We start from the raw sequence: 18,848 nt of genomic DNA, 5'->3' as shown, positions 1-18,848 counted from the left end.
CTCATTTCAGGAGCTCCAAAAGTATGTTGAAGTCGTTACTGGCTGTGATGCTCGGTGGTGCCGTGGGCTGTTCACTGCGCTGGCTTATTTCTCTGCGGTTCAACGCGCTGTTTCCCAATCTGCCACCGGGCACTTTAATGGTGAATCTGGTCGGTGGTTTTATCATCGGTGCAGCGTTGGCGTTTTTTGTCCGCAATCCGCATATTGACCCTTTCTGGAAACTGCTGATTGTCACCGGCTTATGCGGCGGCTTAACCACCTTCTCTACCTTTTCAGCGGAAATTGTCGGCTTGCTGCAAACCGGTAAATACCTCTGGGCGATGTCGAGCGTGATGGTGCATGTGATTGGTTCACTGCTGATGACCTTCGCCGGCTTTGCAGTGGTGAATCTGCTGGGATAAAAGCCCTGCGCATCACGGGCTTGAAATAACGCCTAAGAGGTAGATACTGGTCGGTGTTCTGTTTGCGTGACAAGCAGAACCTGTCACCGATTTATCCGGACGATTAGGGAGCCCGTTGATGCGAAGTAACCCCAAATTCCTTAACCTGGTGTTGTTAAACGGTGAACCTGAACAGAAACTGCGCGCGGCCCGTGCCGCCGGTTTCGATCAGGTCGAAATCTGGCGGGATGATGTTGAGGCAGCCACAGCGCAGCTGGCTCAACAGTTAAATCTTGGCTTTACCAATTTGCAGGTGCTGCGTGATTTTACCGGTGCGCCAGATCGTGAACGTCTGCAAAAGCGTGAAGAGCTGCGGCAGTTTATCCGGATTGCGCAGTCAATCGGTTGCAACACCATTCAGGCACCGGCCACCACGCGTGAAGATTGCGTGGCGGAGCGCATCGATGAAGATCTGCGTTGGATGGCCTCAGAAGCCGCGCGCTATAACATGCGCATCATGTACGAACCCATGGCGTGGTGCAGCGTTGATAATACGCTGCCGCTGGCGTGGGAACGATTGCAGCGCCTGGACCAACCGAATATTGGACTGGTGGTCGATCTGTTCCACATTTGTGCCTTGGGTGGGGACGCCTCACAGCTGGATGGCATTCCTGCCGATCGTATCTATGAAGTGCAACTGTGCGATATGGCGGAGATGCCGCCGCAAGAGAAGGGCGCGCTAAGTGATTATGCGCGCCATCAGCGGTTGTTGCCCGGCGACGGCATTATCGAAGTGGAACGCTTTGTCGATAAGCTGAAAAGCGCCAGCTATCGTGGCCCGGTCGGCATTGAAGTGTTTAGCGATGGATTAAAAGCGCAGCCACCCGAAGTGGCTGCGCAACAAGCCTGGAACGCGTTAAATCGCTACTGGCCTTAATCCTGCAAGCACTGGGCGATAAAGGCGGCCGCTTGCATCGCACCCTGTGAAGAAATGGTATGACCGGTGGCGGCTTCAAAGCGCGCTTCCACCGTCACGCCTGCCGCTTGCAGGCGCTGTGCTGCTGACTCACTCTCGCTATACGGAATCACACCATCCGCTTTGCCGTGAATCAGCAACGCAGGCGTGTGCGAAGCCGGGGTTAATGCACCGTCAAACGACAATCGTCCGGAAAACGCCACCACGCCCGCCAGCGGATGACGGCCCTGTGCCAGTGCATCCAGCGCCATGATCGAGCCCTGAGAAAAGCCTACCAGAATCACTTTATCCCACGCGTCCGCCATGCCGTGTTGCGCCATCAACTGTTGCAGTGTCTCATCGAACGCTGCGCGGGCTTCACGCACCCGCGCCGGACGATTTTCTGGGGTAATGCCCGTCAGGCTAAACCACTGATAGCCCATTGCATGTTCAAACGGATAGGGCGCATTCGGCGAGGCAAAAGCCACATCCGGCAGCAGGCTGGCCCAATGCTGGCCGAGTCCTGCCAGATCGTCGCCATTACTGCCCACACCATGTAAAAAAATCACCAACGCTTTTGCCATCATCCTGCTCCTTAAAGTCCGTAATCCGCCATATCCGGGCCTACTGGCACAATCCCGTTCGGGTTCAGTGCCTTAATCGAATAGTAGCCCTGCTTGATATGGTCGATGTTCACTGTCTGACGCACACCCGAAACCGCCAGCATACTCTTCAGATAGCGATCGAGCAGCGGATAGTCGCGCAGGCGGCGCAGGTTACATTTGAACAGACCATGATAAGCAACGTCAAAACGCACCAGCGTCACGAACAGCCGAATATCGGCTTCGGTCAGGCGCTCGCCCAGCAGGAAAGTACGGCCATCTTTCAGACGCAGTTCCAGTTCGTCTAACTGGCTGAACACATCATTAAACGCTTGCTGATAGCTCACCTGCGTGGTGGCAAAGCCGGTACGATACACGCCGTTGTTGAGACGTGGATAGATCGATGCGTTGATCGCGTCGATCTCAGCGCGCAGATCTTCTGGATACAGATCGAGGCTGTTGTCTGCCAGATCGCCAAACCCGCTGTTCAGCATACGCAGGATGTCAGCAGATTCGTTGTTCACGATGGTCTGCGTCTTTTTATCCCACAGTACCGGCACCGTGGCGCGGCCTGTAAAGTCAGCATCGGCGCGGGTATAGAGTTCGTGGATGTACTCGGCTTTGTTAAGCCAGTCACGATCAGCACCCGGATAGTCACCGAAGTGCCAGCCCTGCACACCCAGCTGCGGCTCGACCACCGAGACGCTGATCACTTTCTCCAGTCCTTTCAGGCTGCGTGCTACCAGTGTGCGTGATGCCCATGGGCAGATCAGTGCCACATACAGATGATAGCGATCCGGCTCGGCGGCAAATTCGCTCGAGCCATCTGGGGTGATCCAGTGGCGAAAACTGGACGTCTGACGGACAAATCCGCCCTGTTTATCGGTGGCTTGAACCGGGTGCCACTCTGCGCTCCACTTACCGTTAACCAACATATGCTCGACTCCTCTCTGGTGATGGAGTGAGCATACCGCGCTGCTGGTTGGGTGATAATCCGGGCAAAATGGCTTTCATTGCTTCCAAATTGGAAGGAATCAGCCGGGAGGATGCTGCTGGAAATGATCGGCGAGGAAATCAATCAGTAAGCGGGTTTTCTGCGCCAGATGGCGAGCGGGGGGATAGAGGGCAAACAGGCCCATCGGCGGCGTGGCGAAGTTATCCAGCAGCGAGACGATTTCGCCGCGTTGTAGCGCAGGTGCGGCAATAAAACCCGGTAAACGTGCGATACCCAATCCGGCGATGGCTGCCTGTAAACAGGCTTCGGTATTGGAGAAACACAGGCGGCCGCGAATCGGCATGCTTACGCTGTCGCCGCACGGCGTCACAAACGGCCAGTGCCAGGGATCGCGGAAGTTGGTGTCACTGATACATTGATGCGCAGCCAGGTCGCGCCAGTGCTGCGGTGTGCCTTGTTGCAGCAGATAGCCCGGCGAAGCCGCTACGCGAATCGGCACATCGCCCAAACGACGTGCAATCAGGCTACTGTCATCTAGTTTACCAATGCGAATCGCCATATCGAAGCCTTCATCGACGATGTTCACTGCACGATCGGAGAAGTTAACGTCCAGTTCAATCAACGGATAGTGACGCGCAAATGCGACCAATACGCTGGCGAGCACCGCCGTACCAAAGGTGCCGGGCGCACTGATTTTTAAGCGCCCCGTCGGCGTGGTGGCATTTTCGCGTACCGTGGCATCCAGCGTGTCGAAAGCATCCAGCAGGGTTTTCACGCGTTCGTAATAGGCGCGACCCACTTCAGTGGCTGAGAGTGCACGCGTGCTGCGCTTGAACAACTGCACGCCGAGTTCCTGCTCCAGCCGGGAAACCAGCTTGGAGGCCTGCCCGCTGCTGGTGCCCAGTCGCTCGGCCGCCCCGGCAAAGCTGCCTACTTCCAGCACCGCGACAAACATGCGGTCACAATCGAGACGATCCATGGCGGTTCCTGAACAGCGAAAAAGGTGAGTATACACATTCGTTATCGAGGCACGGTAAATCGTGCTGCTATCACTGATTGCCAAATGCGACAATATGTCGCACAATCACCTCTGTTGTACGTCTGGCAATGACGTATCAATGGAACCACCCTCACAACAACGTATCGGGTGACGACAATAAGAGGTTTAAATATGGCAACCAGCGTCCGCTTAGACGATGATTTTGTTGAAGATGTGAAAACACATGCAGAAGCCATGAGCCGCAGCGTGCCTAAGCAGATTGAGCATTGGGCGAAGATTGGTCGCATCGCAGAGGATAACCCCGATCTGACGTTCTCCTTCATCAACGAAATCTTACTGGCTAAAGCAGAAATGGATAACGGCAAGGTCAAAAAATATGTGCGCAGAAAAGACCGGACAGGAAGTTGAGATTTATCAGACCCGCCGTTTTGACAAGGCTTTTAACCGCCTGACGGAACAGGATCAGGAGGGTGTTGATCAAGAGATTGACCGCATTATTGCTATCCCAGAGATCGGTGAACGCAAAAAGGGCGACCTGAGCTATCTCTGGGTGCACAAGTTTTACCTGAGCAAGCAGCAATATCTGTTGGGTTACAGCTGGGTCGATCAGAGACTGGAAATCTATCTTCTGAGCCTCGGTACACACGAAAATTATTATGACGACCAGAAGCAACATCGTAAAAACGACCTGAAACTCATCGGCTAACAGAGTCGCTTCCTTAAGCGGTGGAAGCGTCCTTTCCAATCCAAACCCCTCCGGCGTGATTCATGCCAATAGATGGTCGATGCACATTCAGTGCGCCCCCTCTTTTCCCCTGCGACAAAACCTGTTGAACTAGCTGTTCGCCTTGAGCTGGCCGGGAGCCATGCATGTCTTTGCTTCACCTGTCGTCGCTGGCGGAGATTTCCGCCCTCGAATGGGATGCGCTGTTACCTGACGATCAACCGTTTTTACGCCATGCCTTTCTGCTCACGCTGGAAGAGAGTGGCAGTGTGCGGCCGGAAAACGGCTGGCAGGCGGATCACTTGCTGTGGCGTGAAAAGGGCGTGCTGAGCGCCGCGCTGCCGGGCTATCGCAAACGCAATTCGCAAGGTGAATACGTCTTTGATCACGCATGGGCTGATGCCTGTCACCGCGCCGGCATTCCATACTATCCAAAGTGGCTGGGGGCGATTCCGTTCAGCCCGGTTACGGGTGCGCGTTTATTGGGCGAGCAAGCCGCCATTAGCCAGCTGCTCGCAGCGTTGCCCGATGAACTGCTGCAAAACGGCCTGAGCGGCGCACATATCAATTTCACCACGCCGTTTGCCAACGATGTGATGGAGCAGCAGCCCGACTGGCTGGCGCGTCTCGGCATCCAGTATCACTGGCACAACAAAGGCTACCGCGATTTTCAGGATTTCCTCGACACGCTGATGTCACGCAAACGCAAACAACTGCGTAAAGAGCGCGAACAGGTGGCGAGCAGTGGCTTTGAGTTCAACTGGTATCGCGGTGACGAACTCAGCGAAGATCAGTGGGATTTCGTCTACACCTGCTACGCCAACACCTATGCGGTGCGCGGGCAGCGTCCTTATCTCACGCGGCAGTTCTTCAGCCTGCTGGCCGAACGCATGCCGCGATCGATTCGCGTGGTGATCGCCACGCTGCAGGGCCATCCGGCCGCCATGGCGTTCTATCTGGTGGATGGTAATTCGCTGTACGGGCGTTACTGGGGCTGCCTGGCGGAGTTCGATCGCCTGCACTTTGAAACCTGCTTCTATCAGGGCATGGATTTTGCGATTGCCGAGGGATTACAGCGTTTTGATGCGGGAGCGCAAGGCGAGCACAAACTGGTGCGCGGCTTCGAACCGCAGATCACCCACTCATGGCACTACCTGTGTCATCCGGGATTGCGCGAAGCCGTAGAAGAGTATTTAGTGCAGGAGCGGGCAGGGATCCGCGCCTATGCCATTGAAGCGCGCGAAGCCCTGCCATATCGACGCGGCGATTAATCTTCGCCGACAAAGCCACCGGTCTGATGCTGCCACAGGCGCGCGTAAAGCCCGTTGTGCGCCAGCAGTTCGCGGTGGTTGCCCATCTCAACAATCTCACCTTTATCCAGCACCACCAGTCGATCCATTTTGGCGATAGTCGAGAGACGGTGCGCGATGGCAATCACCGTTTTGCCCTGCATCAGCGTTTCCAGGCTTTCCTGAATCGCCGCTTCGACTTCGGAATCGAGGGCGGAAGTGGCCTCATCCATGATCAGAATCGGCGCATCTTTCAGCAGCACGCGGGCGATGGCGATACGTTGACGCTGACCGCCGGACAGTTTCACTCCGCGCTCACCCACATGCGCATCCAGCCCGGTACGGCCCTGTGGATCGGACAGCAGCGGAATGAACTCATCGGCGCGGGCGCGGATAATCGCCGCCTGCAGTTCGTCTTCGGTGGCATCCGGACGACCGTACAGCAGATTTTCGCGGATCGAGCGATGCAGCAGCGACGTGTCTTGAGTGATCATGCCGATCTGGCCGCGCAGGCTCTCCTGCGTGACTTCGGCGATGTTGTGATCGTCAATCAGGATGCGCCCGCCGTTGATGTCATAAAGCCGCAACAGCAGGTTCACCATTGTCGATTTACCGGCACCGGATGGCCCAATCAGGCCGATTTTTTCACCCGGTTTGATATTCAGGTTGAGGCGATTGATCACCTGGCGGCTGCCGCCGTAATCAAAGCGCACATCTTCAAAGCGGATCTGACCCTGCGTTACCTGCAGGTTTTTCGCCTGCGGCTCATCCTGTACGCTGAGCGGCTGCGCGATGGTGTTCAATCCATCCTGCACCATGCCGATATTTTCAAAGATGCCGTTCACCACCCACATGATCCAGCCGGACATGTTCACTAAGCGGATCACCAGACCGGTGGCCAACGCAATCGCACCGACGCTGATCAGCGACTGGCTCCACAGCCACAATGCCAGGCCAGAAGTGCTGACAATCAGCAGACCATTCAGCGTCGATAGTGTGATATCCATGGTGGTGACCATGCGGCTGGCGTGCTGGGTTTTGTCGGTCTGCTCCTGAATCGCTTCGCGCGCGTAGCGTTTCTCCAGATCGTTATGTGCGAACAGTTTGATGGTGGCGATATTGGTATAGCCATCGACGATGGTGCCCATCAGTTTGGATCGCGCCTCGGAAGAGACCACCGAACGTTGCTTCACGCGCGGCACAAAGAAGCTCAGAGAGACGCTATACGCCACAATCCAGATAATCAGTGGAATCATCAGGCGCCAGTCGGCCTCGGCAAACAGCACCAGCGAAGTCACCGCGTAAATCACCACATGCCAGATGGCATCCACCAGCTGCACCGCGGAATCGCGCAGGGAGTTGCCGGTCTGCATGATGCGCTGGGCGATACGTCCGGCGAAATCGTTCTGGAAGAAGTTCAGGCTCTGGCGCAGCACGTAGTTGTGATGCTGCCAGCGGATCATGCTGGTCATGCTCGGGTTGATACTCTGATGCACCAGCATATCGTGCAGCGCGATAATCACCGGCCGCAGAATCAGCGCGACAAACCCCATCCATAGCAGCACCTGCCAGTTGTCGGTGAACAGCGTGGCGGGCGTCGAGTGATTGACCAGATCGATGATGCGGCTGAGATAGCTGAACAGCGCCACTTCAATCAGCGCCTGCGCTAATCCCACAATCAGCAGGGCGACAAAGCTCGGCCACACCTGACGCAGATAATAGAGGTAAAACGGCCAGACGCTGGAAGGGGGAGAATCGGTTGGTGCATCCTGGAAAATATTGATAAAACGTTCAAAACGACGATACAACATAAAGTCACTCTTCCGTTTGGTGAGAGTTAACAGCTTAGTGCAAGTGAAAGGGATTACCGACATGGATCTGATCATTCGCGGTCGCGAACCGGCCGATGCGGCCGCTTATCAACGCCTTTACAGCCACCCCGACGTGTATCGCTGGACCACGCAGCTGCCGTTTCCCAGCGTGCAAACCTGGCAGAAAAAATTCGAAAACATGGACGCGGCGGGCTATATCGGTTTCGTGGCCGAAATTGATGGGCAGATGGTGGGCGAGCTGACGCTGTTTGTCGAACAGCGCCCGCGTACGCGTCACAGCATCAGTTTTGGTATCAGCGTCGATCCAGCGTTTGGCGGGCGGGGTATCGGTGAGAAACTGATTCGCAACGCCATCGACTATGCCTTTAACTGGCTCGGTGTGGTGCGTATTGAGCTGGAAGCGTTTCATGACAACGCGCGTGCGATACGGTTGTACCAGCGCCTCGGCTTTGAGCAAGAGGGCGTGAAGCGTAAAGCCTGCCTGCGTGAGGGGGAGTATCACGACATCGTGGTCATGGCGAAACTGCGGGAGTAATCGTGGATTGCGCAATACATTGCGCCGTCGCAGGACGGCGCGGTTTATCGCGCGGTATTGGCCTTAATTACTGACTCTTCTCCACGTACTTCTGCATATTCTCTTTGGTCACCAGTTCAAACGGGATCCACACGTGTGAATCCACTTTCTCGCCTTTCATCAGCTTCTGCGCTACATCCACCGAGGCTTTGCCCTGACCAATCGCATCCTGGAACACGGTGACCTGCATTTTGTCCTGCGCCATGGCTTTCAGGCCATCCGGCGTGGCATCAATACCGCCCACCAGAATTTTCTTGTTGCTCTTCGCCAGCGCCATCGCGGCACCGATTGCCATTTCATCGTTGTTAGCGGCAACGATATCAATCGCTTCGCCGTTGCCAATCCAGTTGAGCATCAAATCCATGCCTTCGTTACGTGCATAGTTCGCTGGCTGCTTCTGCACCACTTTCATGCCCGGATATTTCGCCACCACCTGCTCGACATCTTTGGTGCGTTGCAGTGCGCCTGCGTCGGTCAGATTGCCGATCATGATTGCCACATTGCCTTTGTAGTTGGCCATTTTCGCCAGCGCTTCCATTTGCAAGGTACCCGATTCGCGCTCGTCTGAACCGACAAACACCACGCCGGACGGCAGCGATTTGTCGCCTGGTGTGCGGTTTACATATACCAGCGGGATTTTCGCCTGCTGCGCCAGTTTGGTCAGCTGCGGTGTACTGGCGGAATCCACCGGATCGACGATGATGGCGTCGACGCCCGCCCCGATAAAGCTCTGCACCTGATCGGTCTGACGGCCAACGTCGCCGCGCGCATCTTCAAATTGCACATCGAGCCCGCGCGCTTTGGCCTCTTTATCAATCGACTGGCGAATAATGGTTAAAAAGTTCTGATCGAAATACGCCATTGATACGCCGATCTTTTCTGCCAACGCCGAGGCAGAGCTGGACAGCAGGCCAAGCAACAGTATCGCCTTGAGGGTTTTCATTGCGGACTCCAGGGTAAGCTTGTTATTAGAATGAATGTTTCAATGAGAGTGAAAATGGCTCAATGAAATCATTTTCAGACTACGAGGCGGTAAGGACCCTGACAATCAACATGTATGGATTTTGCAGCTAAGCGCACATTTTGCTTGCGGGTGCAGGATGCAGGCGGCCTCCTATGACGAGCCGGTGCATGATGCTTTGCGGCTTTTTATGGCGAGCCGATACATGATGCTTTGCAGGCTCATAGTGATGTTGCGAAGGTTTTTCTCAGAGCTGGCGCACATTCCGGTGCAAAAGCATCGGCTTCTTTAAGGTTCTGTGCAGCGCCGCACCCTGCTTTGTGGCAGATGCCAAAACCAGCGCAAAAAAGCCGCGCGGATTCCTCCATCCGCACAATGACCACTCCATATCTGGCTCTCTATAGTTGCTGAACAGTGAAATTTAAGCGGTATTCCTGAACATCATCGCTTCGGAGCAGGACGCTCCTTCATCAAGGGGTTCAGCCATGTTACTAAGCAAAAACCGCAATGAGAACAGTCATGTGCGTATCTGGATCCTCTGTCTGATCCTGTTTCTATCCGTGGTGGCCTATGCCGACCGTTCGATCTTGTCGATCTCCGGATCGGCGATCAAAGAGGAGTTCGGTTTATCAGCGATCCAGCTTGGCCTGATCCTCTCGGCATTCAGTTGGGCCTATGTGATCGGCCAGATCCCCGGCGGGATTTTCCTTGACCGCTTCGGTACGAAAAAAGTCTATGGCGTGACGCTGGCGCTGTGGTCGGTTTCGACCATTTTAATGGGTTTTATTGGCGAGTTTTCCAACGGCATGACCATGGCGCTGACGCTGATGTTTGCGCTGCGCTTTGCCCTCGGACTGATTGAAGCACCGAGCTTTCCGGCCAACGCGCGTGCGGTGATCATGTGGTTCCCCGGTGCCGAACGTGGTCGTGCTTCGTCGCTGTTTGCCTCGGCGCAGTATTTTGCTGTTGCCATTTTCTCGCCGCTGTCCGGCTGGCTGGTATCCCGCTTCGGCTGGGAGTGGCCGTTCTTTGTGCTGGGCGGTATTGGCGTGCTGGCGGTGTTCGTGTGGGGTTGGTATATGCGCAGCCCGAAACAGCATCCGCATGTGTCAGCCGCAGAGCTGAAATACATTGAGGAGGGCGGTGCGCTGGTGGATATCGATTCAGCACAAACGCTCAAAGCACGTCCACCCTTGAGCAAAGCGATGTTTAAAACTTTGCTCAGCAATCGCATGCTGTGGTGCGCCTATCTCGGGCAATACTGCATCATTGCGCTCAGCTACTTCTTTATCACCTGGTTCCCGATTTACCTGGTGCAGGCACGCGGCATGAACATCATGGAAGCGGGCTTTGCCACCATCGCCCCGGCGCTGTTTGGCTTCCTGGGCGGCATCAGCGGCGGTTACATCTCTGACAAGTTGCTGGCTAACGGCTGGAGCCTGTCGTGGGCGCGTAAAACGCCGTATATCGTCGGCATGCTGATGGCCGCCTCGCTGATTCTGGCTGCGGTGATCCCGACCAATGCCGGCATTATCGCCATTATGTCGTTTGCCTTCTTCGGGAAAGGCGTGGCGGCGGGCGCGGGTACCTGGACGATTGTCAGTGATACCGCACCGAAAGAAGCAGTAGGTCTGGCGGGCGCGATCTTCAATGGCATCGGCAATATGGCCGGATTTATCACGCCACTGCTGTTCGGCATCATCGTCGGTTTGACCGGCAGCTACAGCATTGGATTGGTGTTCGTTGGCGCGCATTGCATCGTCGCGGCGCTGCTGTTCCTGCTGGTGATGGGCCCGATTGAACGTGTCGGCGACGAGCAGGATTCGTCTGCAACATCCTACGAAAATCAGGGGAAACAAGATGGGATCAAAGCCGTTTAACGTATTGCTAAAAGGGCCGCTGTTGCCGCAGCGGCTGCAGGATAATCTGGATGCGCACTTCACCACTTCACGCTTGTGGCAACAGGAGGATCAGGCGGCGTGGCTGGCAGAGCAAGGTGCCAGTATTGATGCGCTGGTGACCAGCGGCAATGCGTTGATGGGAGCAAGTGCTGAGCTACTGGCGCAGTTGCCCAATCTGAAGGTGATTTGCAGTAACGGCGTGGGCTATGACGCGATAGACATTGCTGCCGCCGAAGCGCGTGGCATCGTGGTGACCAACACGCCAGGCGTTTTAAACAGCTGCGTGGCGGATACCGGCATGGCGCTGCTGCTGGATGTGGCGCGCCACATCAGCGCATCGGATCGTTATGTGCGCGCCGGTAACTGGCAAGCGAAAGGGCGCTATCCGTTGACCACCAAAGTAGGCGGTAAAGTGTGCGGGATTGTCGGGCTGGGCGGGATTGGTAAGGAGCTGGCCAAGCGCGCTCAGGCGTTTGATATGGATGTGCATTTTTACAACCCGCGTTCACGCCCGGATGTGCCTTACACGCGCCATGATTCGCTGTTATCACTGGCAAAGCAGGCGGATTTTTTGGTGCTGACCCTACCCGGCGGTGCCGCCACACATCATCTGGTGAATGCTGAAGTGTTACGTGCGCTGGGGCCGAAGGGCTTTTTAATCAACATTGCGCGCGGCAGTGTGGTGGATGAGCAGGCGTTGATTGCGGCGCTCGAAGCCGGTGAGATTGCGGGTGTCGGTTTGGATGTGTTCGAGCATGAACCGGCGGTGCCTGCTGCGTTACTGCAGCGTGATGATGTGGTGATCACTCCGCATCTCGCCAGCAGCACCCATGAAACCATGGCGGCGATGGCAGATTTGGTGTTTGAAAACCTGCTGGCGTTTTCGCAGGGCGAAGCGGTGTTAACGCGGGTGGTGTAGATTCTATACGGACAAACGTAGCGGCTGAGTAATGCCAAGCCGCTCACAGTTCTCATGACGTTTTCTTTGATCTCAAAATAATTTTGTAATCCCGCTAGAACATTCTTTATAATGTTAACTATTGCACTTGGTTGCTGTGCATTTTGGCAGTAACTTGCCTGCGTGATTTTATTTTCATGCAGGGAAGCAGATGAAGGGTGCAATTAGACATTTTCGGGATGATTGGCTTGAGCAGTTTTTTATTTATGCCTTACCGCACAGGTGTCTCCCCAAAACCATTGAATCCGCGCTCGCGCGTAAGCTCGATATCATCAATGCCGCTAAAACGCATTATGATCTGCGATCGCCGCCTGGAAACTGTTTTGAAGCCCTGAAGCCTCCTTTGCTGGGTTACTACTCCATCCGCGTTAATGAGCAATATCGACTCATATTTCGCTGGATGAATGGCGAGGCTAGCGATCTTTATCTCGATCCGCACCGTTACAAAAATCACCGATAACCACTGCACGTGGACGAAAATTACCAGCAAAGAGAAACAAAAATGAATCAGGCAAAACGTAAACCCACCAGTGTTGGAGATGTGCTGCAGTTCGAGTTCCTCGAACCCCTTCACCTCAAAGTGAATGACCTGGCTGAAATGCTGAATGTGCACAGAAACACCGCCAGCGCGATGGTCAATAACAACCGCAAACTGACGACCGAGATGGCATACCGTTTAGCGGCAGTGTTTGATACTAGCGTCGACTTCTGGCTCAATCTGCAGCGTTATCAGGACCAATGGGAGGTTGAAAACGATGCCCGCATGCAAGAAGAATTAAGTCGTGTCACGCCTTTGAGCACTTTTATGGCACAGCGCGGTATTCAGGTTGCCTGAAGAACTCCGGCAATAGTGCGATGCAGCATTTCGCGACAACGCTGCGCAGTCAGGCGTAGCGCGACGAATTTATTGCGCTAATCCAAATCACTTCCCCTCTCACAGATCGCACAAATCACTCCTGAAGATTATTTGCTCAGCTGCCGATACCTCTCCTTACCATCCACTGATATTAAGGAGAGATATCGTGATAAAGCTGATTACCGTTGACGAATTGCGGCAAGGAATGTTCATCCACAAACTGGAGGTTTGGTGGCTCAAGGACAAACGCATTCGCAACCAAATGCTGATCACCGATAAACGCCAGATCGCGATGATCCGCAACGAAGGGATCCAGCAGATCTGGATCGATATTGATAAGTCGGTACAGGCACCTGCGAAGCCTGCGCCGAAGAAAGCCATTCCGCAAACCCCATTTTTCAAAGAGCTGGACCAGGCGCAAACCATCTTCAATCAGGGCAAGCCGCAGGTGCTGGCGATGTTCAACGAAGCGCGTATGGGTCAGGGGCTGGACCTCAATTATACGATGGACCTGGTGGACGACATTGCCGGATCGATTACCCGTGAACCCACTGCGCTGCTTAGCGTGGCGCGGCTGAAAAATCACGACGATTACACCTATCTGCACTCCATGGCGGTGTGCGGGTTGATGATCTCGCTGGGCAAAAAAATGGGGCTCGATGAACACCAGCAGCGGCGCGTGGGCATGGGCGGTTTGCTGCATGATGTCGGTAAATCGGCGGTGCCGCTGGAGATCCTCAACAAACCCGGCAAGCTCACTGAAGAAGAGTTTACCGTGATGCGTCAGCACCCGATTGTCGGTGCGCAGATGCTCATGGAAGCCGATGCGGGTGAAGACCTGCTGGATATCGCGCTACATCATCATGAGAAATTTGACGGCAGTGGTTATCCGCATGGCCAGAAAGCGGAAGAGATCTCGCTGTTTTCACGCATGGCTGCGGTGTGTGATGTCTACGATGCCGTGACTTCAAATCGCCCCTATCGCAAAGGCTGGACCCCCGCCGAAGCGATGCACAATATGCTGAGTTGGCGCGGTCACTTCGACAACACGCTGCTGCATGCTTTCGTGCGCACCATCGGCATTTATCCGGTGGGATCGTTGGTAAGGCTGGCTTCCGGACGCGTGGCGCTGGTGGTGCAGGCCGGTGAAAAATCGCTGTTAAAACCCAAAGTGCATGTGTTCTGGTCGCTGCACGCTCAACGAGAGGTGAAACCGGAAGAGCTGGATCTCGGGGATTCGTTCTGCACCGACAGTATCACCGGAGCCGAAGACAATAGCCTGTGGCAGAACATCGACCTCAATCGTATCTGGGCACTGGAAACCGCCTAATTCGACAGCATTTTTATACTTTCTTTACGCCGGATTCCCGCCTTTTTACCCCTTCTTTATGCCGCGCCGCGCATGCTTGCAGCACTACCAAATCCTCTGGAGGTTGCTGTGAGCGTGGGCGTGATTGCCGGCATCGTGCTGGTGTTTATCTTATTGGGCTACCTGATCTATGCCCTGCTTAATGCGGAGGCATTCTGATGGCTGCGAATGCGTTTTTACTGATTGCGGTCTATCTGCTGGTGCTAATGGTGCTGGCACAACCGCTGGGGCGTTTTCTTGCGGTGTTAGTGGCCGACAAGCCGCTGCTGCCGCGTACCGAGCGGGCGCTGTGGCGGCTGGCCGGTGTGGAGAGTGGCGCGATGCGCTGGCCGCACTATCTGCTGGCGATCCTGCTGTTCAACGCGCTGGGGTTCTTATTATTGCTGGCGATTTTGATGTCGCAGGGGTCGCTGCCGCTCAACCCGCAACACCTGCCTAATCTAAGCTGGGACCTGGCACTCAACACCGCCGTCAGCTTTGTCACCAACACCAACTGGCAGGCTTATGCGGGCGAAAGCACGGTGAGCTATTTTAGCCAGATGGCGGGCCTCACGGTGCAAAACTTCCTGTCGGCGGCGACCGGTATTGCAGTGGCTTTTGCGCTGATCCGTGGTTTTGCCAATCGCTCACTGGATACGCTGGGCAACGCCTGGCGCGACCTGACACGCATCACGGTGTATGTGCTGCTGCCGATCAGCCTGCTGATAGCGCTGTTCTTTGTTTATCAGGGCAGCATCCAGACGTTTGAGCCTTATCACGCACTCACCACGCTGGAAGGGGCGAAGCAAACGCTGCCACTCGGTCCGGTGGCTTCGCAGGAAGCGATCAAAATGCTCGGCACCAATGGCGGCGGCTTCTTTAACGTCAACTCAGCCCATCCGTTTGAAAACCCGACCACGCTGACCAACTTTGTGCAGATGCTGAGTATCTTCCTGATCCCGGCGGCGCTGTGCTTCACCTTCGGTCAGCATCTGGGCGACCGCCGTCAGGGCCACATGCTGCTGTGGGCGATGACCATCATGTTTGTGCTGGCGGTGGTTACCGTGATGTGGGCAGAGCTGCGCGGTAATCCGCACTTCCTGGCACTCGGTGCAGACAGCGCCATCAACATGGAAGGCAAAGAGACGCGCTTTGGCATCCTCAACTCCAGCCTGTTTGCGGTGATCACCACCGCAGCCTCGTGCGGTGCGGTGAATGCCATGCATGACTCCTTTACTGCACTGGGCGGCATGGTGCCGATGTGGCTGATGCAGCTGGGTGAAGTGGTGTTCGGCGGCGTCGGTGCTGGGTTGTACGGCATGCTGCTGTTCGTGCTGCTCGGGGTATTTATCGCCGGTCTGATGATTGGTCGCACACCTGAATACATGGGTAAAAAAATCGACGTGTGGGAGATGAAAATGACCGCACTGGCGATTCTGGTGACGCCTACCCTGGTGCTGCTCGGCACTGCACTGGCAATGATGACGGATGCAGGGCGCGCCGGTATGGCGAATCCAGGCATCCACGGCTTCAGCGAAGTGCTGTATGCCGTTTCGTCTGCATCTAACAACAACGGCAGTGCTTTTGCCGGTTTGAGCGCCAACACCCCGTTCTGGAACCTGTTGCTGGCCTTCTGCATGTTGGTGGGACGCTTCGGCATCATCATTCCGGTGATGGCGATCGCTGGCTCACTGGCGGCGAAGAAAATCCAGCCGGTGGGCAACGGTACGTTACCGACCCACGGTCCACTGTTTATCGCGCTGCTGATTGGCACCGTATTGCTGGTGGGGGCACTGACCTTTATCCCCGCGCTGGCTCTCGGCCCGGTGGCGGAACATCTGCAATTAATTCAGGGATAACGGAATCATGAGTCGTCAACAACTGGCGCTGTTTGATGCAGCGCTGACGAAAACCGCGGTGCTGGATGCGGTGAAGAAACTCGATCCGCGCGTGCAGTTTCGCAACCCGGTAATGTTCCTGGTGTGGCTCGGCAGCGTTCTGACCTCGCTGCTGGCCATCGGCATGCTGACAGGCCATCTGAGCGGTAACGCCGGGTTCACCGCCGGTGTCGCCATCTGGCTGTGGTTCACGGTACTGTTTGCCAACTTCGCTGAAGCGCTGGCGGAAGGGCGTAGTAAGGCGCAGGCCAACAGCCTGAAAGGCATCAGCAAAACCAGTGATGCGAAAAAGCTGGCTGAGCCACGTCATGGCGCGCAGTGGCAGCCGGTAGCGGCAGACACCTTGCGTAAAGGCGACATGGTGCTGGTGGAAGCGGGTGACATCATCCCGTGTGACGGCGAAGTGCTGGAAGGCGGCGCGTCAGTGGATGAAAGTGCGATTACCGGCGAATCGGCTCCGGTGATCCGTGAATCCGGTGGCGATTTTTCGTCGGTAACGGGCGGTACGCGCATTCTGTCCGACTGGCTGGTGATCCAGTGCAGCGTCAATCCGGGCGAAACCTTCCTTGATCGCATGATTGCCATGGTCGAAGGTGCCAAACGTCGCAAAACGCCGAACGAGATCGCGCTGACTATTCTGCTGGTGTCGCTGACCATCGTGTTCCTGCTGGCGACAGCCACCCTGTGGCCGTTCTCGGCCTACGGCGGCACGCCGGTGAGCGTAACGGTGCTGGTGGCGCTGCTGGTGTGTCTGATTCCGACCACTATCGGCGGCTTGCTGTCGGCGATTGGCGTGGCGGGGATGAGCCGCATGCTCGGTGCAAACGTCATCGCCACCAGCGGTCGTGCGGTGGAAGCAGCGGGCGACGTCGATGTGCTGATGCTGGATAAAACCGGCACCATCACGCTGGGTAACCGCCAGGCGACGCAGTTTATGCCTGCACCTGGCGTCACCGAGCAGCAGTTAGCGGACGCCGCGCAGCTGGCCTCGCTGGCGGATGAAACCCCGGAAGGGCGCAGCATCGTGGTGCTGGCGAAGCAAAAATTTAACCTGCGCGAACGCGATCTCAGCAGCATGGGCGCGAGTTTTATTCCGTTCTCGGCACAGACGCGCATGAGCGGCGTCAACGTGCAGGATCGTCTGATTCGTAAAGGGGCCGTTGACGCGGTTCGCCGCCATATCGAAGCCAACAACGGCCGTTTCCCGGCAGAAGTGAACGCCAGCGTCGAAGAAGTGGCGCGCGCGGGTGGCACACCACTGGTGGTGGCCGAAGGCGCACAGGTGCTGGGCGTGGTGGCGCTAAAAGATATCGTCAAAGGCGGCATCAAAGAACGTTTTGCCGAGCTGCGCAAAATGGGCATTAAGACGGTGATGATTACCGGCGATAACCCGCTGACGGCGGCGGCCATCGCGGCAGAAGCGGGCGTGGATGATTTCCTCTCGGAAGCCACACCAGAAGCCAAGCTGGCACTGATTCGTCAGTATCAGGCGGAAGGGCGTTTAGTGGCGATGACCGGCGACGGCACCAACGACGCCCCCGCGCTGGCGCAAGCGGACGTGGCAGTGGCGATGAACTCGGGCACTCAGGCGGCAAAAGAGGCCGGGAACATGGTCGATCTCGATTCCAACCCGACCAAACTGCTGGAAGTGGTGCACATTGGTAAACAGATGCTGATGACGCGCGGTTCGCTGACCACTTTCAGTATCGCCAACGACGTGGCGAAGTACTTTGCCATTATCCCGGCGGCGTTTGCGGCCACCTATCCGCAGCTCAATATGCTGAACGTGATGCATCTGCACTCACCGAACTCAGCGATTTTGTCGGCGGTCATTTTCAACGCGCTGGTGATTGTGTTCCTGATTCCGCTGGCGCTAAAAGGGGTGGGCTACCGTCCGATGAGTGCTGCCGCGCTGCTGCGTCGCAACCTGTGGATTTACGGTGTCGGCGGATTAGTGGTGCCGTTTATCGGTATTAAAGCCATCGACCTGCTGCTGACGCTATTTGGTCTGGTTTAAGGAGAAGAGAAATGAGTCAGTTACGTCCGGCTATTGTATTGTTAATACTGCTGACGCTGTTAACCGGCGCGGTCTATCCGCTGCTGACCACCGGCTTAGCGCAGTGGTGGTTTCCGTCACAGGCCAACGGTTCGTTGATTGAGCAGGATGGCGCGGAGCGCGGTTCCGATTTGATTGGTCAGGTATTTACGCAGCCCGGCCATTTCTGGGGCCGTCCATCGGCAACCGGCGATGCGCCCTATAACGCATTGGCTTCCAGCGGCAGCAACCTGGCGGCGAGCAATCCGGCACTGGATAAAGCGGTGGCCGAGCGCGTGGCTGCCCTGCGCACCGCCAATCCACAGGCTCCAACTGCGGTACCGGTTGAGCTGGTGACCGCATCGGCGAGTGGGCTCGATCCGGATATTTCACCGGAAGCCGCATTGTGGCAGGCACCGCGTGTGGCGGCAGCGCGCAATATGGCGCTGAAGGATGTGGAAGCGCTGATTGCCCGTAATACTGAGCGTCCGCTGCTGCCGTTTATCGGTGAAGAGACGGTGAACGTGTTGCGGCTGAATATGGCGCTGGATGCGCTGCAGGGATAATTGATTGATAGCGC

Annotated in this window: 20 protein-coding genes; 15 read left to right on the top strand and 5 right to left on the bottom strand. The window is 56.1% G+C overall.

Annotated elements, in window-relative coordinates:
- The first annotated feature begins 23 nt into the window (after positions 1 to 23).
- Together crcB and CRO33_RS20820 are read left to right on the top strand one after the other, a co-directional pair.
- Positions 24 to 401, top strand: a complete 378-nt coding sequence (gene crcB / locus CRO33_RS20825) for a fluoride efflux transporter CrcB (protein WP_034819910.1) — start codon at positions 24 to 26, stop codon at positions 399 to 401.
- A gap of 118 nt (positions 402 to 519) precedes the next feature.
- Positions 520 to 1,317, top strand: a complete 798-nt coding sequence (locus CRO33_RS20820) for a sugar phosphate isomerase/epimerase family protein (protein ID WP_097119433.1) — start codon at positions 520 to 522, stop codon at positions 1,315 to 1,317.
- Here CRO33_RS20820 and CRO33_RS20815 read toward each other — a convergent pair.
- The 3 genes from CRO33_RS20815 to CRO33_RS20805 all read right to left on the bottom strand — a co-directional run bounded on the left by CRO33_RS20815 (position 1,314) and on the right by CRO33_RS20805 (position 3,871).
- Positions 1,314 to 1,919 (bottom strand): alpha/beta hydrolase, encoded by a 606-nt coding sequence (locus CRO33_RS20815; RefSeq protein WP_034819904.1) that lies wholly within the window; start codon positions 1,917 to 1,919, stop codon positions 1,314 to 1,316. The two genes, CRO33_RS20820 and CRO33_RS20815, sit on opposite strands and share 4 nt — an antisense overlap.
- Positions 1,920 to 1,930: 11 nt before the next feature.
- The gene (locus CRO33_RS20810) at positions 1,931 to 2,872 is read right to left on the bottom strand and encodes a glutathione S-transferase family protein (protein WP_097119432.1); all 942 of its coding nucleotides are present in this window, start codon (positions 2,870 to 2,872) and stop codon (positions 1,931 to 1,933) included.
- A gap of 99 nt (positions 2,873 to 2,971) precedes the next feature.
- Complete coding sequence (locus tag CRO33_RS20805; RefSeq protein ID WP_097119431.1) at positions 2,972 to 3,871, bottom strand: LysR family transcriptional regulator; 900 nt, start codon at positions 3,869 to 3,871, stop codon at positions 2,972 to 2,974.
- A 192-nt stretch (positions 3,872 to 4,063) separates the two neighbouring features.
- Between CRO33_RS20805 and CRO33_RS20800 the strand changes: the two genes are divergently transcribed.
- From CRO33_RS20800 to CRO33_RS20790, 3 genes are all read left to right on the top strand, one after another.
- Complete coding sequence (locus tag CRO33_RS20800; RefSeq protein WP_034819879.1) at positions 4,064 to 4,300, top strand: ParD-like family protein; 237 nt, start codon at positions 4,064 to 4,066, stop codon at positions 4,298 to 4,300.
- Positions 4,269 to 4,598, top strand: a complete 330-nt coding sequence (locus CRO33_RS20795; protein ID WP_097119430.1) for a type II toxin-antitoxin system RelE/ParE family toxin — start codon at positions 4,269 to 4,271, stop codon at positions 4,596 to 4,598. The genes CRO33_RS20800 and CRO33_RS20795 overlap by 32 nt, the downstream gene beginning before the upstream one ends.
- Before the next feature lie 164 nt (positions 4,599 to 4,762).
- Positions 4,763 to 5,887 (top strand): GNAT family N-acetyltransferase, encoded by a 1,125-nt coding sequence (locus CRO33_RS20790; RefSeq protein ID WP_097119429.1) that lies wholly within the window; start codon positions 4,763 to 4,765, stop codon positions 5,885 to 5,887.
- Here CRO33_RS20790 and CRO33_RS20785 read toward each other — a convergent pair.
- On the bottom strand, positions 5,884 to 7,716 hold the full coding sequence (locus CRO33_RS20785; protein ID WP_097119428.1) for an ABC transporter ATP-binding protein: 1,833 nt from the start codon (positions 7,714 to 7,716) through the stop codon (positions 5,884 to 5,886). The genes CRO33_RS20790 and CRO33_RS20785 overlap by 4 nt on opposite strands.
- Positions 7,717 to 7,777: 61 nt before the next feature.
- Here CRO33_RS20785 and CRO33_RS20780 point away from each other — a divergent pair, with 61 nt between their 5' ends.
- Complete coding sequence (locus tag CRO33_RS20780) at positions 7,778 to 8,272, top strand: GNAT family N-acetyltransferase (protein WP_097119427.1); 495 nt, start codon at positions 7,778 to 7,780, stop codon at positions 8,270 to 8,272.
- A 67-nt stretch (positions 8,273 to 8,339) separates the two neighbouring features.
- On the opposite strand, the gene CRO33_RS20775 is transcribed toward CRO33_RS20780, so the two are convergent.
- A complete protein-coding gene (locus tag CRO33_RS20775; RefSeq protein ID WP_097119426.1) occupies positions 8,340 to 9,254 on the bottom strand; it encodes a sugar ABC transporter substrate-binding protein in 915 nt (304 codons plus the stop codon).
- A gap of 503 nt (positions 9,255 to 9,757) precedes the next feature.
- On the opposite strand from CRO33_RS20775, the gene CRO33_RS20770 reads away from it, so the two are divergent.
- From CRO33_RS20770 to kdpC, 9 genes are all read left to right on the top strand, one after another.
- Positions 9,758 to 11,152 carry an MFS transporter gene (locus CRO33_RS20770; RefSeq protein WP_097119425.1) on the top strand — a complete coding sequence of 465 codons (1,395 nt, stop codon included), beginning with the start codon at positions 9,758 to 9,760 and terminating at the stop codon, positions 11,150 to 11,152.
- Complete coding sequence (locus CRO33_RS20765; RefSeq protein ID WP_097119424.1) at positions 11,133 to 12,092, top strand: 2-hydroxyacid dehydrogenase; 960 nt, start codon at positions 11,133 to 11,135, stop codon at positions 12,090 to 12,092. The genes CRO33_RS20770 and CRO33_RS20765 overlap by 20 nt, the downstream gene beginning before the upstream one ends.
- Before the next feature lie 190 nt (positions 12,093 to 12,282).
- The gene (locus CRO33_RS20760) at positions 12,283 to 12,591 is read left to right on the top strand and encodes a type II toxin-antitoxin system RelE/ParE family toxin (protein ID WP_097119423.1); all 309 of its coding nucleotides are present in this window, start codon (positions 12,283 to 12,285) and stop codon (positions 12,589 to 12,591) included.
- A gap of 42 nt (positions 12,592 to 12,633) precedes the next feature.
- Positions 12,634 to 12,966: a HigA family addiction module antitoxin gene (locus tag CRO33_RS20755; RefSeq protein WP_097119422.1), complete on the top strand. Its 333-nt coding sequence runs from the start codon at positions 12,634 to 12,636 to the stop codon at positions 12,964 to 12,966.
- Positions 12,967 to 13,153: 187 nt separating this feature from the next.
- Positions 13,154 to 14,317, top strand: a complete 1,164-nt coding sequence (locus CRO33_RS20750) for an HD-GYP domain-containing protein (protein WP_097119421.1) — start codon at positions 13,154 to 13,156, stop codon at positions 14,315 to 14,317.
- Positions 14,318 to 14,425: 108 nt separating this feature from the next.
- Positions 14,426 to 14,515, top strand: a complete 90-nt coding sequence (gene kdpF, locus CRO33_RS20745) for a K(+)-transporting ATPase subunit F (RefSeq protein ID WP_100701897.1) — start codon at positions 14,426 to 14,428, stop codon at positions 14,513 to 14,515.
- Positions 14,515 to 16,194 carry a potassium-transporting ATPase subunit KdpA gene (kdpA, locus tag CRO33_RS20740; protein WP_097119420.1) on the top strand — a complete coding sequence of 560 codons (1,680 nt, stop codon included), beginning with the start codon at positions 14,515 to 14,517 and terminating at the stop codon, positions 16,192 to 16,194. The genes kdpF and kdpA overlap by 1 nt, the downstream gene beginning before the upstream one ends.
- A gap of 7 nt (positions 16,195 to 16,201) precedes the next feature.
- Positions 16,202 to 18,250: a potassium-transporting ATPase subunit KdpB gene (kdpB, locus tag CRO33_RS20735; protein WP_097119419.1), complete on the top strand. Its 2,049-nt coding sequence runs from the start codon at positions 16,202 to 16,204 to the stop codon at positions 18,248 to 18,250.
- 11 nt (positions 18,251 to 18,261) lie between these two features.
- A complete protein-coding gene (gene kdpC / locus CRO33_RS20730; protein ID WP_034819833.1) occupies positions 18,262 to 18,834 on the top strand; it encodes a potassium-transporting ATPase subunit KdpC in 573 nt (190 codons plus the stop codon).
- The last annotated feature ends 14 nt before the right edge of the window (positions 18,835 to 18,848 follow it).

Source organism: Pantoea sp. GL120224-02 (assembly GCF_900215395.1).
Classification (GTDB): Bacteria; Pseudomonadota; Gammaproteobacteria; order Enterobacterales; family Enterobacteriaceae; genus Pantoea; species Pantoea communis.
Note: the sequence above shows the minus strand (reverse complement) of the source record. Positions and strands in the feature narration are given on the sequence as shown.